This window comes from Enterovibrio nigricans DSM 22720, assembly GCF_900167155.1.
In the GTDB taxonomy this organism is placed as follows: Bacteria; Pseudomonadota; Gammaproteobacteria; order Enterobacterales; family Vibrionaceae; genus Enterovibrio; species Enterovibrio nigricans.
The window spans coordinates 1-16,282 of record NZ_FUXU01000081.1 but is presented as its reverse complement, the minus strand read 5'-3'; the positions used below and the strand labels follow the sequence as shown (position 1 = coordinate 16,282).

Genomic DNA, 16,282 nt, shown 5'->3' with positions numbered 1-16,282 from the left:
ACTATAGTGCGGAGAGCGTATTGATCACGAAAGAGTACTGTCCAATCTCTTTCCTACTCTCGTGCCTTTTGGCCACAGCGTATTAACCACTTCCGCTGATCCTCGTATAACGCACCTTACATGGATTCACTTACGTTCATCATACCGACACCCTAGCACTTACCCGATTTGTGGTTATCAGGAGGAACGTCCTCTCACGATTCCATTCCCGTCCCATGATTTACTGGACTTCGTTACATTGTCGGATCCGCTGCTTTATTCAGGATCCTAGGGTCATCTGGTGATACAGATGGTTCACTCTTATCGCGGTGAACAGCGCTTCATACGACTTCAGGTCGCACGGACAAAATCGTGTTAAATAAACGTTAAAATGCTAGCGATATTATTTGCTTTTGTTTTGCATCTTGGAATTTGATGCTATTTATTGTTGTGACCTAAGTCAATAGATATTTTTACGGCTAGACGTCTAAATGGATGTTTGAAATAAGTTCAGGATAAAAAGCGCTAGACAGTGGGGAATGGAGACATCGCAGGGGTGTATCGCTATAGATACAAATACCTAATCCTTTCGACTATGTAACCTCTTTTCTATCTCACGCGCACTGGTTGCTGTTTTTTTGTACTCGCGCACGATGACATTCGCTTGCATAGACTACGTTTTCTGTTTGTCATAACGGTCAGAGAGAAGATGTGAACCGCCCATTTAAGCGAATGATGCTGTTAGCAAGTGCCTTAAGCTGGGTACTTGTTTCGCTAATGCCCGTAATCAATGCTCACGGCAGTAACGCTGGCATATGGGAAAGACTTTGTTCCGTCAATGGATTCAAACTGGTACAAGTGGAGGGGGAAGACGACGTCCCCCATAACGGAAAGCACCATGGAAAACCGTGTCCGTTTAGCCATTTTTCATCGTGTCATCAACTGACACTCTCTGCAGCCGATAGCCACACTTACGTTAAATTTAAGGGCAATCCCGATTACGTACTATTTGTTCAACGTACCAAGTTCACATCCCCACGTGTGCGCGCCCCGCCTTTCATCACGCTGTTTAGCTAACGCCCATAAAAACAGGTAGCAAGGTTAACGCCTTCTTCGTTAAGTCTTAAAAATGCACTGCATCGCGGTGTGTTTGCTGATGGAAAGGAAATACATGATAGAACAAATCAAAGCGTCGCAATCTGTCACTGACAAGGTGCGCTATTTTACTGCTTGGCGCTGGCACTTCTATGCAGGATTATTCGTTATCCCTTTTATGCTGATGCTCAGTTTTACCAGGCTAATTATGTTGTTTGATAAAGAGATAGAATCCGCCCGCTATGCAAACTTGCTCGTTGTCGAGCCTCAGGAAGAATATGCAGTGCCTTCTTTGCAGCTGGCAGCGGTTAGAAAAGCACTCCCTGGTACGGTCGTTACGCAATATATCCCTCCTCGCGATTTCGATGCGCCTAGTCGCTTTTCTGTTCGCTTTCCTGATGAAACAACCCGTTTTGTACTTGTTAACCCTTACACGGCGGAAGTGATAGGACTGATTGACCGCAGCGATAGCTGGTATGAGCTTGCCAATGATATTCACGGCACATTGCTTATCGGTGATCTTGGCGACTATCTCATTGAAATTGCGGCGAGTTTTTCTATCTTGTTACTCGTGTCTGGCCTTTATATGTGGTGGCCGCGGGATGAGACCAGCAAGGCGGGCTTTCTGAAAATCCGAACGGGCAGTGGGACACGCACCTTGATGCGAGATCTTCACGCCAACTTAGGCGGTGTTTTTTCTCTCGTACTGCTGTTTTTCATCTTATCAGGCTTGGCATGGGCTGGGGTTTGGGGGGGAAAGTTAGTCCAGCCGTGGGGGAGCTTTCCCGCTGAACGTTCTAAAAATGTGCCTCAGTCTACGTTGACGCATAAGTCTTTGAATCACGGTTCGGAAGAGGAAATGCCCTGGAATCTCGAATTGACGCAGGTTCCCGCATCGGTGTTTGGCGTTCGCAATGTCGGTATAGATGAAATGGTTAGTATGGCCAATGATGCGGGTTTTACGCACTACAAGCTGCGTTTCCCTTCGTCTGAAACCGGCGTGTTTACCCTGTCAGCGAATACGATGAGTGGTGACATTACTAACCCGACACAAGACAGAACGATGCATGTCGATCGTTACAGTGGCGACGTACTCGCAGACATAGGATTTGATGACTATAACCTGTTAGCGAAATCCATGGCGGCGGGCATTGCGCTGCACAAAGGGGGCATCAGTGTGGTGAATAAAATTGCTAACGTCTTTTTCTGTAGTGTGTTTATTGTGATTGCTTTAACTGGCGGGATTATGTGGTGGAAACGCCGTCCCAAAGGGGCCGGCCGTCTGGCTGCGCCACCGAGTCCGGTTGGAAGTGGATTCTGGGTATTAGGGTTTATCACGCTGACGACGATTAGTGTGTTATTTCCTTTGGCTGGGACATCGGTGGTTGCCATTGTGGGAGTTGACTGGTTGGTATTCAGAAAGATTCCCGCGATAAAACACGCCATTAATTAACACGTAAAGCCCCGTTTGGGGCTTTCGTTTTTTCTGAGTTCAGGTCAGTAAATTTTCAACGAAGTAGCGAGGTAGCACGGTGTTCATAAGCCACAGAGGGTCATATCTATCAGGTATTTAAAGAATGCCAGTTTATTGTTTGACCAACTTCAAACAACCCAGTGAACTTGCTATTGGCCGCTCATCAAAATGAGTAAAGTATTTTAAACATCCTGTTAACGAGGTTCGTTAATGGGGGTAACAAGGCGAAGTAAAGCAGTACCTGATCTTATTGACACAACATTTTGTGCTGCACGCATTTTGGCCAAACCCAAGCAAGGAGATCGAACTCATGTTTAAACGTCGTTCATTTCTCGCCGCTACAACAGTTGCACTGGGTGTGCTGCTGTCAGGCTGCGGGGAGCAAAAACAGGAAGCTGCTGCTGAGGCGAAGTCTGCAGAACAAGAAAAAATCGAATGGAAAATGGTCACTACTTGGCCAAAGAACTTCCCTGGTCTAGGCACTGGCGCAAATAACCTTGCAGCATTGATCACCGACATGAGTGATGGACGATTGGACGTGAAAGTCTATGGCGCAGGTGAGTTGGTTGGCGCACTGGATGTTTTTGATGCAGTGTCTCGCGGCACGGCAGAAATGGGCCACGGCGCAGGGTATTACTGGAAAGGTAAAGCGCCTGCAGGTCAGTTCTTTGCGGCGGTACCGTTTGGTTTGAATGCGCAGGAAATGAATGGGTGGATATACAACGGTGGCGGCTTGGAGCTTTGGGCTGAGGCGTATGAACCTTTTGGTGTGATCCCAATGCCAGCCGGTAATACCGGTGTGCAAATGGGCGGTTGGTTCAATAAAGAAATCAACACTATTCAAGATTTGGAAGGCTTGAAAATGCGTATTCCTGGTCTGGGCGGCGAAGTGTTGAAGCGTGCAGGTGGTACGCCCGTTCTTCTTCCTGGTGGTGAAATTTTCCCATCGCTGCAATCTGGTGCTATCGATGCAACGGAGTGGGTTGGCCCGTACAACGATTTAGCATTTGGACTGCATAAAGCGGCCAAATACTACTACTACCCAGGTTGGCATGAGCCAGGTACAACGCTGGAAGCCTTGATCAACAAAGAAGCCTTCAACAAACTGCCGAAAGATCTACAAGCGATCGTTCTGGCGGCAACACGCGTGGCAAATGCGGATATGTTAGCCGAGTACACAGCACGCAATAATGCTGCACTGGAAAGTCTGATCAATGAGCACAATATCGAGTTGCGCCCTTATCCTAAGCAGGTATTGACCGAGCTTCAGGTTCTGGCAGATCAAGTGGTTGCTGAGCAGGCAGAAGTCGATGCGATCAGTAAGAAAGTATACGACTCTTACAAATCTTTCCGTGACCAAGCTGTTGACTGGCATGCTATTTCTGAGCAGTCCATGTTGAACGCACGTAATCCTCAGTAGTTATTTTTCGCGGGGGAGGCGGATGTCTCCCCCGATTTTGCATACCCCTTTTTGCCCAACAATTGCAGTCAGAGTAGTCGCATGGATACCGCTTCTCCTTTTCTTATTGCCCTGATTCGAGGCATAAATCGATTTAGTGACTGGACAGGACGTGTTGTGTCTTGGTTCGTGTTAGCAATCGTCATGATCACCTTCGTTGTCGTGGTTATGCGGTATGTGTTCAACACGGGCTCAGTCTTCATGCAAGAGTCCATTCTTTATTTTCACAATTACGTCATTATGCTTGGGGCAGGCTACGCGCTGTTAAAAGGCGCACATGTTCGCGTAGATATTTTTTATCGTCCTGCATCCGACAAGAAAAAGGCCTGGGTCGATTTATTCGGTTTCCTTTTTTTACTCGTGCCGACCTGTACCTTTATTTTTTATATTGCATGGGATTATGTGGCCGCTTCTTGGTCCATTATGGAAGGCTCTCAAGAAGCCGGCGGTGTAGATGCCCGATACCTTTTTAAAACCAGCATTCTATTGATGCCAGCACTGGTACTGCTACAAGGTTTTGCTGAAGCATTGAAGTCAGTTCTGACTCTTACCGGTCACCAAGGTTTGGCCAAACAACTTGAAGATCATGACGAGGAGCACGCGTTATGACAGAGTTCCTCGCGCTATTTCTATTCCTTTTTACATTCGGTGTATTACTTGCGGGTTATCCGGTCGCTTTTTCGTTAGGGGGGTCTGCACTGCTTTTCGCATTTATCGGCTCAGCGACAGGCACGTTTGACCCTGCTTTTCTTGAAGCAATCCCGAACCGAATTTCTGGCACGCTCTCCAATGAGCTATTGGTGGCTATTCCTCTGTTCGTGTTTATGGGGGTGATGCTGGAAAAATCCAGAATTGCAGAAGACTTGCTTGATACGATGGGACAGGTGTTTGGTGGCCTCGCGGGCGGCCTTGGCATCTCCGTTACCATCGTCGGTATGCTGCTCGCGGCCAGTACCGGCATTGTTGGGGCGACTGTTGTCACTATGGGATTGCTGTCGTTGCCGTCGATGATGAAGCGCGGATATTGCCCACGCATTGCGACGGGAACCATCTGTGCATCGGGTACCTTGGGTCAGATTATTCCCCCATCAATTGTATTGGTATTATTGGGCGATGTAATTTCTGCTGCTTATCAGCAAGCGCAGCTTGATCAGGGGATCTATTCACCAGATAGCGTCACCGTCGGGGACCTTTTCTTGGGTGCTTTGATCCCAGGCTTTGTTCTTGTTGGTCTATATATCGTTTACATCATCATTGTGTCCTTGTTGCAGCCGCATCGCGTACCACCTATCCCGGCGGAAGAAAGAAAAGTGAGCACAGAACTGCTGATGCAGGTTGTGACGGTGCTTATTCCGCCAGTGTTGCTCATCGTCTTGGTGTTGGGGTCCATTTTGGCCGGTGTGGCGACCCCGACAGAAGCCGCGTCTGTGGGGTCTGTCGGAGCGATTATCTTGGCGGTCAGCAAGCGTATGTTCAATCTGTCGATGTTGAAACACGTGCTGCGCACAACCACTGAAGTGACAGCCATGGTGTTTATGATCCTGATAGGTGCGTCGCTGTTTGCGTTAGTGTTCCGTGGCTTTGGTGGGGACGACATTGTTCGAGACTTTCTGACCAGTCTGCCAGGGGGTGTTTTCGGTGCGATGCTGCTCGTAATGCTTGTACTGTTCCTGCTTGGCTTCTTTCTCGACTTTATTGAAATTACCTTCGTGGTGATCCCGATTGTCGCACCAATTTTGCTGACCATGGGTGTTGACCCTGTGTGGTTAGGGATCATGATAGCCCTCAACTTGCAAACGTCATTTCTTACGCCGCCGTTTGGATTTTCATTATTCTATTTACGGGGTGTCGCGCCAGATTCTATCTCGACGATGGACATCTATCGCGGGGTGATGCCATTCATCGGCATTCAGCTATTGGTGCTGGCACTGCTCGCGTATTGGCCTACGATGGCGACCTGGTTGCCCGATATTGTTTACGGTTAAAATGAATTAAAAAGCCTCCAAATTTGGAGGTTTTTTTTATCCACTTATATTGCTTGACGAAATCCTGTCGCCAGCATTTACTAAGCCACTTTTTGTTTGCTTCAGTCCGGAGTTTAAGTGGTATCCGCTGTTGATATCGCCATGTTGGCGGTGTTTATTCCAACTTTTTTCTTTGTTTCAATCACGCCAGGCATGTGTATGACACTTGCCATGACGTTGGGGATGAGTATTGGGGTTCGTCGTAGCCTGTATATGATGTGGGGTGAACTTGCAGGTGTGGGCCTTGTGGCTTTCTCATCGGTAATTGGTGTTGCCGCAATCATGCTGAACTACCCGAATGTCTTTACGGTACTAAAGACCCTGGGTGGTTTGTATCTTGTTTACGTTGGCGCGCAGATGTGGCTATCAAAAGGCAAGATGGCAATCTCTGATGACCCTCAAGCAGGGTGCAATACGTCTCCAATGACGCTAACACTTCAGGGCTTCTTTACGGCGGTTTCTAACCCGAAAAGTTGGGCGTTTAATATTTCTCTGCTGCCGCCATTTATTAACCCGGCACAGTCGTTAGCACCACAGCTTTCAATTTTGATTAGTATCATATTGATCACTGAGTTTGCATGTCTGCTGCTGTATGCGAGTGGTGGACGAACTCTGCGTCATATTCTACAAAAAAGTGGGAACGTTCAGTTAATGAACCGTATTGCAGGTTCATTAATGGTGGGCGTGGGTGTGTGGCTAGCACTCGGCTAACCCCTAGATTTAATCTTTGTATTGCTCGGAAATACGAATAAAGTCGCTTTTCACTTCAAACATGATGTCGACAAGTAGAGGGTCAAAGTGTGACCCTCTGCCTTCTCGAATAATCTCAAAGGCTTCGTCATTCGTCATTGCTGCTTTGTAAACCCGTTTATTGACCAGCGCATCGAAAACATCTGCGATAGCCATCAATCTTGCACTTAGAGGAATATCCTCGCCACATAATCCCTGCGGGTACCCTGAGCCATCCCACTTTTCATGATGCCCATAGGCAATCTCTTTGGCCGCACTTAAGAAAGGGTAATGTGCCCCGACTTCGACCTCTGCTTTAACAATGGCGTCATAACCCAATTTTGCATGGGTTTTCATGGTTTGGAATTCTTCCTGCGTTAATTTTCCGGGCTTGAGGAGAATGGCATCAGGAATACCGACTTTGCCGATGTCATGGAGAGGGGCCGTTTTGAACACCATGGTAATAAACTCAGGGGTGACAATGTCGGTGTGTTTCCCTTTCAAATACAGTTGGTCGGCTAAGATCTTCACATAATATTGCGTGCGGACGATATGATTGCCCGTTTCTTGATCACGTGTTTCCGCAAGGCTAGCCAGCGCATTGATCGTGACATCTTGTATCACACTTAATTCTTTCACACGGCGTTGAACTTCTGCTTCAAGGAATTCGTTTTGGTCAGCGAGAAAATCTTTCGACGCTTTGTTTTCTAAGTGAATTTTGATCCGCGCCATCGTGATTGGTGGGCTCAGTGGCTTTTTGATGTAATCCGCTGCGCCGACGGAAAAGCCGAACTCTTGATCTTCCGCTTTCGATTTTGACGTGAGAAAGATAACGGGAATATCGTTTCCGTATTTTTTGGCTTTGATTTGGCGACAGACTTCATAGCCGTCCATTCCAGGCATGACGACATCAAGCAAAATAAGGTCGATAGAGAACTTTTCGACGATGGCCAATGCGGTTTGTCCATTCGTCGCCGCTTTTACTTCGTATTTTTCTTTCAGCATTTCGCTGACAAAAACGAGATTTTCGGGTGTGTCGTCTACCACCAGAATAGTTGCGCGTTTTTTTGGATTGTTTTCGGGTGACAACATCCAATGGGCCCTGATTCACTTTTCACTTATTCAATCCTAGGTCTACTCTTACTAATGTTCCAATTACGAGACGTAATATTTTAGTTGAGACATGTATTTAGGGTCTCGCATGAGGCTCATTCTAAGGTGCAGCTTTCGGCTGTAGGGTTAGTCATTCGAAGTAGGTGCAGTTCAACATGATGAACATTGATTGGAATTCAGATGGAATGCGCTGGGTTATCAGAGTAAAGGGGCGAATGGCTACATGTTTGAATAATAGGTATCACGGTATTGAAAAGGCATGTTGTGTTGGTTTGCTCGCTTTGACATTTTTCCCACAAAGTGCGATGGCTGAAAAAGAATATGGCTATCTCTCTTCACCGACACTGCCACCAGTAGGAGAAGGGATGAGTGCTATTTCAGCAATTGTGGCGGTTTTTATCGCACTGGCGGCTGCTCTGGTATTTTTTATTGTTGCGTTTAAACGTAATGAACAGGAAGTCCGGCTGTTACGTGGGCATTTAAGGCAAAAAGAAAAAGAACTCAGCATCGCCAAACGTTCTTCTCGCGCGGCATATCAAGCGAAGAAAGAGTTTTTATCCAATATGTCTCATGAGTTGAGAACACCTCTTAACGCCATCTTAGGGATGTCACAGCTTGCGCTAGATAGCGGCTTGCAAGGGAAGCAACGGCGCTATGTTAAACGTGTAATTACATCGGCGCATTCTTTACTCCAAGCGGTAAACGCGGTTCTCGACTTCACCAGTGTCAAATCAGGCAACTTAGAAATTGAGTGGGTCGAATGCAATATCGAAACCATTTTGACGCCGGTAGCCAATACATTGGGAGAGCGGGCTCAAGACAAAGGTCTTCAGTTCTCTGTGAATCTTGATATGAATATTCCCAAACTGATTGATGCCGACTCGGTGAGAATGACACAAGTGCTTATGGCTCTTGGAGATAATGCCATCAAATTTACCGATGATGGTGAAGTCTCTGTCTCGGTCAGCTTGGAATTCCGACGTGATGACGATGTCATGATCCGCTTCTCTATCAGGGATACAGGGCAAGGTTTCCGAAGGAAAGATCTTGAATCGTTGTTTGTGCCTTTCTCCCAAGTAGACAATTCAGTATCGAGAGAACAGGGTGGAAAAGGCTTGGGTCTCTCACTGTCGAAAGAGCTAATTGCCCTGATGGGCGGAGAATTGAGCGCCGACAGTCGGCTTGGGGAAGGGAGTGTTTTTTCTTTCACGTTGCCTTGTCAATCCGGCGTGAGGGAAACATCGCAACTGGGTGCTGCATGGGCTCGTTCATTGACGGGTGTGAGTGCGCTGGTTGTCGCGAGCAACAAATCTCAATGTTTAAATATCTGTAATCCGTTGGTTTTCGCTGGTGCTAATGTCAGCCAATGTAGAACCCTCTCGGAAATTGAAGAATGTAAGTCAATCATTGAAAGGGGTGTGTTTCAGAAAATCATTATTGATTGGTCGGGGATTTCTTCAGACATGACCTCCATGCTATCGAGTATTCTTCCCTCAATACCGAACGAGCATTCGATCTACCTGCTCACGGATAAACACCATGGTCTTGATATCACTGAAACTCGGCCACCCTTTCGTTTTGAAATCGTTGTTAAACCTGTTTTGCCTTCGGCATTTCTTCGCGCGGTAACGGAAGAAAAGCAAACTGTCTGTTTGATAAAAGGCAATGAATATAGCCAGGAGTTGGAGCTGGAAGATGTTCCTGAAGAAGAGTTAGCTCTGAGAAACAAAGTAATATTGCTGGTTGAGGATAACCTGATTAACCAAGAAGTGGTGTTAGGCGCACTTGAGTCACTCCCCGTGTTTGTGCTGCTGGCAAACAACGGTGCAGAAGCCATAGAGTTGCTAAAAAAACATGCGATCGACCTTGTTCTCATGGATATGCAAATGCCCGTTGTTGATGGCGTGACAGCCACTAAGCATATTCGACAAGAAATGGGGCTAAAGGACTTGCCTATCTTGGCGATGACGGCCAATACAGATGCCCATGATGTAGCGGCCTGCAAAGAAGCAGGAATGAACGCACACATTGCAAAACCGATAGAATTTGAATCCCTGAAACAAAAGGTGACGGGATGGCTTCTCCAAGGCCATACGCATCGTCCCTCAGAAAAAAACTCACCTCAGCAGACTCGTGAGAATACTGTTTCTTTAGGTTCTGACAGCGTCGTGGCAACGAAACGCCCCCTAGCGGAGCAATCAATTGTCAATGCTGAACAACTATCAAGTCATAGAGAGATTGATGACCGTCAACCGAAAGAAACAGTAGCATCAGAGGCGCAGCCAGCCCGAAGGAGGGTAGTCATGGAATACGATGAAACGATGTTTGACCTGATGGTTGATAACGTTCCCGGAATTAGTTTGGGAGAAGGCGTGAAACGTCTTGGTGGCAACAAAGCAAAGTACCTAAAAATATTGTCTTTGTTCCTTAACTCCCAATTGACAGCGATGGATCAACTTCTCGCAGCGGGTGACAACAGTGACAAAGCGATATTGGCGCATTCATGCAAAGGTGCAGGGAGCAACATTGGCGCCAATGAAATCTCGGGTGCGGCAGGCCTAATAGAAGATAAATACAACGCGGGTGAAGCGGTCACAGAGGGGGAGATTTTGGCATTGAAAACCTTGGTCTCCACTGCACTTGAAAAGTTTGATGAAATTGCGGCGAGCTCAGCAACAGATGAGGATCCAGTCTCGGTTGATGAGGAAGTGAAGCCGCTAGATTCGTATCTTGTTGAACAGATCAATGCACTTCACACCAGTTTGCAGGAGTTTGATATTGAGGTGCAGGACAAAGTGAGCCAATTATCGAAGTCGTTGCCTCATTGGTGTAATCAACTCGAAGAATTTAAGAAACTGCAGGACGCTATTAACCAGTTCGATTTTTTGACAGCGGAAGAACATCTGAAAGACTTGAAGAAGAAAACGGGTTAGTCCTTAGAATTGGAACCAACGCATTGAGTACACATGAATTGTGTACTCGTTTCCCTGTCACTCGTCATCGTTCAGAATACGAGTCGTTGATATTCGTGCTTGTTCTGTTCTCCACCCTTGATTTTAGTGAGTGCTTTTAATCTAACTGCACCAGAAAGGTCACCATTCATTGAGAAAAACCTATCCGTATTGACGCTTTTCAGTGAGGCATAAAGACATTCCTAAGGCTGAAATATTGGTGTGATTTATGACCCTTTTTTCTCAGGGGACTTTCTTGCTCTCAAACTAAGACATCAGTCTAATATCGCTGTGTAACTGGTTGATAATTGGTCGCTGCTAAGTAAGGTTGAGCGCAGAAAATATTGTTTTTGAACAACAAATTACGGTCATAAGGGTAGGGTTTTGAATACGCCAGTTTTACATATTGAAATACTGCAGAATGAGAAAAAAGTACTTAGACTGAACATTGAGCTAGAAAATGTCAGTAACCACACTTTCAAAGACTTTGTATTGTGCTTTGACATGCCTCGATTCGTTGAAAAAGACGGTATAATCAATGGTGCCGTTCATAAGCAAATTGGTTCTCATATTGAACTTTCCCCACCTGAAGGGTTTGAACTTTCTAAGGGTGAAAGCTGGACGGTTGGTGTTCAGAGTATGACCGCTAAACTTGCATGTCTATCAGAGCGTCCCTGCGGAGCATATATTAAGACAGCTAAAGGGGACATCATTGCCGTGGAATTAGGTCGCCAGAATATGGCTCAACCCGACGAATTGGATTTCGCTGAACTGATATTACCTTCAGCGGAAGCCGGCATTATTCCCCAGCCTCAGTCTTTCCTCAAAACAAGTGGGCAATTCCATTTATCTGACATCCTGACAGTGAGTACCGCAACGAAGAGCTCATTCAATGCTATTCAATGGTTGTCTAACCAGCTAAAAAATACGACGATTCAGCAAGCAGATGAAAAACCGACATTATCGTTCATTCAAGTTGACGAAAAAGAGCTAGGCGCAGAAGCGTATCAAGTCTCTGTTCAAGAGCAATCAATCGTTGTTCACGCTTCTACGTCTTCCGGATTTTTTTACGGCACAGTGTCTCTCGCTCAATTGTTCATTACTGGCAATGGTGTCGTTGCATGTTGCAACATTCAAGACGAGCCAAGGTTTGGCTATCGAGGACAGTTCCTCGATTGTGCGCGTTCATTTCACTCTCTGAATACTGTGAAAACAGTTATCGATCAAATGGCATGGTTAAAACTGAACTACTTCCACTGGCATTTAACGGATGATGAAGGTTGGCGATTAGAAATAGACGCGTATCCTGAACTTACTCAAGTCGGTGCATGGCGTGGTGAGGGGGAAGCGCAACCGTCTCAATTTGGTTCTGGTCCGGGTCGCTACGGTGGCTTTTTCACTAAAGATGAAGTACGTGAAGTATTGGCTTTCGCGGCAGAGCGCGAGATTACGATTATTCCAGAGATTGATGTTCCTGGCCATGCGCGCGCGTTGATCATGTCACTTCCACATCTACTTCAAGAAAGAGAAGACACGTCAGACTATGTTTCCATCCAACAATATCAAGACAACGTGCTAAATCCTGGATTGCCAGCAACGTATACCGTGCTAGAGAGTATATTGGATGAGGTTTGTGATCTTTTCCCGTCTAAAATTATCCATTTAGGCGGTGATGAGGTACCTAAGCATGTTTGGGAGTATTCTCCTGCTTGTTTAGAGAAACAGAAGGAGCTGGGCTTATCAGATGTCAGGGAGCTAGAAGGGCACCTCATTACGCATTTAGAAAATTACATTGCGAACAAAGGGCGTCAGTTAGCGGTTTGGGAAGAAGCGAGCCACGGTAATAAAATTTCAAAAAATGCCATCGTATGTGCATGGTCGAGCCAAGAAGAAGGTCAGAAAGCCGCTAAAGCTGGTTACCCTGTGTTGATGTGCCCAGCACAAGCTACTTACCTTGATATGGCGTGGAACCGAGACATTCACGAAACGGGTGTACTTTGGGCAGGATCGATTGACCTAAAAACCGCATACGACTTTGAGCCTTCTGGCGTAGAAGAACAAGAGCAAGTTATTGGTACTCAGGCCCTTGTTTGGACCGAGTTTGTCAAAGACTTGGAAACGTTGGAATTCTTGCACTATCCGCGTTTATTTGCCGTGGCAGAAGTGGCATGGACCCAACCCGAGAAGAAAGATTGGACCACATTTCTTCCAAGAGTCAGTGCGCACGTTGAGTATTTAAAGACGCAAGAAATCAACTTCAGAGCATGTTAAGTTAAAGATATACACATCAATCCGAGTATTCTGGATTCACTCGGATTGATGTTATTCTGAGTTAAAATAAAAAGCCTTATCTATATAGATAAGGCTTTTTTGTGCAAGATAGAAAACTCAAAGTGTCTTTTGAAGGTTCAACCAAAATGTTGGACTTTCTAGTTCGAGTTGCGCGGCTTCAATGCCTTTTTTAACTTGTTGTTCTGGGCGTATTCTCTCCGTTTTCCGAACCAGTTTTTCAAGCATTGCATACTCACTCCACTTGCTTAGTGTCACTGTAAGGTGATTTCTAAGCTGAGCTAATGCGAGCACTTGCTCAGGAGATGTGAGTGTTTGAGCAACGAGATCGCACCAACGTGTTTGGAGTTTTCGCTGATTAATAAACACCCACGTCCCAAAAGTAGAGAAATTCTCATTGAGTGATTTTAGTTCTATCATCGCGTGAATATAACGCTTGACGGCCTGCATCCCTAAATCGAAATGGTCAGTACTGAGGTTTGCGACATTTTTCTGCACATCCTCTTTTATTTGCTCCACAGTGAGCAGTGAGGGCTTATTTTTATCTAGGGTCACTTGATAACAGTTAAAGGTTCCCTTCATTTTGATCATTGAGTCGAAGCAGGCTATGAAATCATCCAATGGCACAGGGTCGTTTACGATATCTTGATCGTTGATGAGAAACTGTTGTGTATCTTGACGGTATTGAGTCAGAAATACCGTATGTTCATTCCCTACAATGATCTTGTACTGGTGCCGAGAAGGAATGTAACCCATATCGAAATCCAATAGGATCGGACGGTTTAGTTCAAACTGCCTGTGAACATGGTTTAGAAAGTCATCAATATGGGTGAAGGGAAGGACGTCAATGGAAATACCACACCGGTCAGACATCATGTCTACCATTTCCCCGTAAACCCCTTCAGTTGTGACAGCCAGATAGGGGTCTTTGTGATGCCTGAAGAAAGCAAACTTGGTGTATTCCGTAAGTGGGTCGATTATCTGCTCATGGGTATGATAATCGTCCCAAAATGAAAAACTGTGCTCTGCGAAAAGCGCTGAGATTGGCAGAATTGCGTGCTCCATTGAAGCAAGCGTATACAAACCAAAGACAAAGCAATTCGGCGGAGCTTCTAAAGATTCCTTATCAAATTCAAACGTAGAAACAGGCAGTGATTGAATAAGGCATTGTGGGTTCGTCATAAGAGTCCTTAAAAAATAGTATATCCACCATCAATCGTTAACGTGTCACCCGTTTGATAGCCACTTTCGGCTGACATTAGGTAGACAGCGGCAGGCGCTATGTCTTCGGGCGTTGCCCAATGCCCCATTGGAATTCTTAAGCGCCTAATAGATTCGTATAGCCTCCTATCCGACAGCACATCCTGGTTCATGTCCGTTTCAACCCAACCGGGAAGAATGCAGTTTACCGTGATCTTATCTCGTGCTAGCTCCACGGCGAGTGACCTGCATAGCGCAGTTATAGCGGCTTTGCTGGCTCCGTAATCCGCGAAACCAGCGTTCCCTTTTTGTGCTGAAACACTCGCGGTGGCAGCTAGTCGTCCGCCTACACCCTGTTTTTTCATTTCTCGGGCTGCGTATTTGAGTGTCCAAAACGTTCCATTCAGATTGGTGTTTATATTTTGCTGCCAACACTCATTTGGCATGTCAACCACGTTTATTCCTGAACCTCGCTCACCAGCATTGGCAATACACCCGTTGATTTGGCCAGCCCAACTTACGACGGATTCAACCGCCTGCTCAATCGATGCTTCAGTGGTGATATCACAGTTGAGCAATAACACCCTTTCTGAGTCATCACTAAAATGTCTCATGACGTCTGGATAGGCACTGATTTGGCGCGCTGTTATCGCTACGTGTGCGCCTTGTTGATACAGCGATTTCGCCATCGCGAGGCCGATACCTTTGCAACTGCCAGTGACTAGAATAGTTTTACCTGTTAAATCAAACACTCAATAAGTCCTTTTAGCTCGTTGCGCTTTCGTAGTAGTGAAGTGCTTTTTTCCACAGCACTCGTGTCAGGCTAAACAAAATGATTGGGGCAGCAATACCCCATGCAATTTCTATAGAGGAAAGCTGGTCAAGCACAAAAAGAGGTGACCAGTTAGTGATCAAAAACAGCGGGAACATAACTGCGCCGAACAGTTGAACCGGGCGGAAATGGATTTTGTGGGGAAGGTTATTAAAGTCCCACATTGCCCAGTAGAAGCTTTGTAATGCAGAGATATTTTTGAATTTGAACGCCAGTAAAAGCGGCAAAACGAACAATCCATACATGGTCACAATACCTAGAGCAACAAAGCCAAGGAAACCAAGAATATTGCCTGCTGAAACAGGAACACTAGACGCTTGCCAACCGTATACAATAAGACCAATGCCGGCAATGATATTAGGGATAGATATCCACGTATCTACATGCTTTAACGTCGCCATAAATTGAGACGAAATCGGTTTAGTAAGGATTAAGTCGAAGTCACCGTCTCTAATTTGTTTATCAAATACGATGATATTAAATTGGAGCATACTTACAAAGAAAACAGTCATCAGCATGTACGTTCCGATGAACAAATAAATGCTGTCGGGAGACAGTCCTGCAATATGAACCCCGGTATCATGAATGATGTAGGCGTAAATCAGTTTGACTAACAAATAGCCCATTTCAACCATTATGTTCAACGCTATGTTGAGGCGGTATTCCAGTTGACGCATGGCGTTTATTTTAAGCAAAAACCCATAGATCTTGACGTGCTTAATCAAATCGTCCCACATACTAACCTCCTAATGCGATGAAGCTTTTGCAACCACGTTGCCAAACCAAACGAGATAATCCCCACAAAGCGACAATCCAAAAGAGTTGAAGGGCTTTGTTGCTTAATTCGGTTGGAAGACATGGCAGCCTAAAGTTGTTCGGTTCTTAAGCAATATACTGAGTTTCAGGCATACCCAGTCCTGTAAGCTTGTTCAGCGCTTTGATCATAGCGTAAGTCTCGCCAACCTGAGCATTGTAATTTCTTAGGCTTAATTTCCCACCTAGCAGCTGTTTTACTCGGTACATTGCTGTCTCTGATAGTGAGCGCTTGTGATAGCCATACCGCTTTTTCCACTTCTTGTTGGAGCCGTAGAGCTTTTGACAACCTACTGCTAAATTGCGAGGGTGTCCTTGTTCCCA

At 45.9% G+C, this 16,282-nt stretch carries 12 protein-coding genes and 1 pseudogene; 8 read left to right on the top strand and 5 right to left on the bottom strand.

Features of this window, described 5'->3' with window-relative positions; genetic code table 11:
* Positions 1–711: 711 nt before the first annotated feature.
* The 6 genes from B5D35_RS19315 to B5D35_RS19290 all read left to right on the top strand — a co-directional run bounded on the left by B5D35_RS19315 (position 712) and on the right by B5D35_RS19290 (position 6,742).
* Entirely contained in the window at positions 712–1,056 is a 345-nt protein-coding gene (locus B5D35_RS19315) for a hypothetical protein (RefSeq protein ID WP_078754142.1), read from the top strand.
* 94 nt (positions 1,057–1,150) lie between these two features.
* Entirely contained in the window at positions 1,151–2,527 is a 1,377-nt protein-coding gene (locus tag B5D35_RS19310) for a PepSY-associated TM helix domain-containing protein (protein WP_078754141.1), read from the top strand.
* 331 nt (positions 2,528–2,858) lie between these two features.
* Positions 2,859–3,968, top strand: coding sequence for a TRAP transporter substrate-binding protein (locus B5D35_RS19305; RefSeq protein ID WP_078754140.1), 1,110 nt, complete (start codon positions 2,859–2,861; stop codon positions 3,966–3,968).
* 81 nt (positions 3,969–4,049) lie between these two features.
* The gene (locus tag B5D35_RS19300) at positions 4,050–4,616 is read left to right on the top strand and encodes a TRAP transporter small permease subunit (RefSeq protein WP_078754139.1); all 567 of its coding nucleotides are present in this window, start codon (positions 4,050–4,052) and stop codon (positions 4,614–4,616) included.
* On the top strand, positions 4,613–5,992 hold the full coding sequence (locus tag B5D35_RS19295) for a TRAP transporter large permease (protein ID WP_078754138.1): 1,380 nt from the start codon (positions 4,613–4,615) through the stop codon (positions 5,990–5,992). The genes B5D35_RS19300 and B5D35_RS19295 overlap by 4 nt, the downstream gene beginning before the upstream one ends.
* A 141-nt stretch (positions 5,993–6,133) precedes the next feature.
* On the top strand, positions 6,134–6,742 hold the full coding sequence (locus B5D35_RS19290; protein ID WP_212567556.1) for a LysE family translocator: 609 nt from the start codon (positions 6,134–6,136) through the stop codon (positions 6,740–6,742).
* Between the two features lie 9 nt (positions 6,743–6,751).
* Here B5D35_RS19290 and B5D35_RS19285 read toward each other — a convergent pair whose 3' ends face one another.
* Positions 6,752–7,852 (bottom strand): response regulator, encoded by a 1,101-nt coding sequence (locus B5D35_RS19285; protein WP_078754136.1) that lies wholly within the window; start codon positions 7,850–7,852, stop codon positions 6,752–6,754.
* 176 nt (positions 7,853–8,028) lie between these two features.
* On the opposite strand from B5D35_RS19285, the gene B5D35_RS19280 reads away from it, so the two are divergent.
* Positions 8,029–10,806 (top strand): hybrid sensor histidine kinase/response regulator, encoded by a 2,778-nt coding sequence (locus B5D35_RS19280; protein WP_244556669.1) that lies wholly within the window; start codon positions 8,029–8,031, stop codon positions 10,804–10,806.
* Positions 10,807–11,208: 402 nt separating this feature from the next.
* On the top strand, positions 11,209–13,095 hold the full coding sequence (locus tag B5D35_RS19275) for a beta-N-acetylhexosaminidase (protein WP_078754135.1): 1,887 nt from the start codon (positions 11,209–11,211) through the stop codon (positions 13,093–13,095).
* Positions 13,096–13,212: 117 nt separating this feature from the next.
* Here B5D35_RS19275 and B5D35_RS19270 read toward each other — a convergent pair whose 3' ends face one another.
* From B5D35_RS19270 to B5D35_RS19255, 4 genes and pseudogenes are all read right to left on the bottom strand, one after another.
* Positions 13,213–14,295, bottom strand: coding sequence for a cysteine peptidase family C39 domain-containing protein (locus B5D35_RS19270; protein ID WP_078754134.1), 1,083 nt, complete (start codon positions 14,293–14,295; stop codon positions 13,213–13,215).
* 8 nt (positions 14,296–14,303) lie between these two features.
* Positions 14,304–15,065, bottom strand: a complete 762-nt coding sequence (locus B5D35_RS19265; protein ID WP_078754133.1) for an SDR family NAD(P)-dependent oxidoreductase — start codon at positions 15,063–15,065, stop codon at positions 14,304–14,306.
* 13 nt (positions 15,066–15,078) lie between these two features.
* Positions 15,079–15,882 (bottom strand): ABC transporter permease, encoded by an 804-nt coding sequence (locus tag B5D35_RS19260; protein ID WP_078754132.1) that lies wholly within the window; start codon positions 15,880–15,882, stop codon positions 15,079–15,081.
* A gap of 145 nt (positions 15,883–16,027) precedes the next feature.
* Positions 16,028–16,282 (bottom strand): annotated as a pseudogene (locus B5D35_RS19255) (IS5/IS1182 family transposase); the annotation flags it as partial.

Coding starts and splice junctions, on each gene's coding strand:
- B5D35_RS19310 (WP_078754141.1), top strand. CDS start 1,151: ATGATAGAACAAATCAAAGCGTCGCAATCTGTCACTGACAAGGTGCGC.
- B5D35_RS19290 (WP_212567556.1), top strand. CDS start 6,134: ATGTTGGCGGTGTTTATTCCAACTTTTTTCTTTGTTTCAATCACGCCA.
- B5D35_RS19295 (WP_078754138.1), top strand. CDS start 4,613: ATGACAGAGTTCCTCGCGCTATTTCTATTCCTTTTTACATTCGGTGTA.
- B5D35_RS19315 (WP_078754142.1), top strand. CDS start 712: ATGATGCTGTTAGCAAGTGCCTTAAGCTGGGTACTTGTTTCGCTAATG.
- B5D35_RS19270 (WP_078754134.1), bottom strand. CDS start 14,295: ATGACGAACCCACAATGCCTTATTCAATCACTGCCTGTTTCTACGTTT.
- B5D35_RS19300 (WP_078754139.1), top strand. CDS start 4,050: ATGGATACCGCTTCTCCTTTTCTTATTGCCCTGATTCGAGGCATAAAT.
- B5D35_RS19280 (WP_244556669.1), top strand. CDS start 8,029: ATGATGAACATTGATTGGAATTCAGATGGAATGCGCTGGGTTATCAGA.
- B5D35_RS19285 (WP_078754136.1), bottom strand. CDS start 7,852: ATGTTGTCACCCGAAAACAATCCAAAAAAACGCGCAACTATTCTGGTG.
- B5D35_RS19305 (WP_078754140.1), top strand. CDS start 2,859: ATGTTTAAACGTCGTTCATTTCTCGCCGCTACAACAGTTGCACTGGGT.
- B5D35_RS19260 (WP_078754132.1), bottom strand. CDS start 15,882: ATGTGGGACGATTTGATTAAGCACGTCAAGATCTATGGGTTTTTGCTT.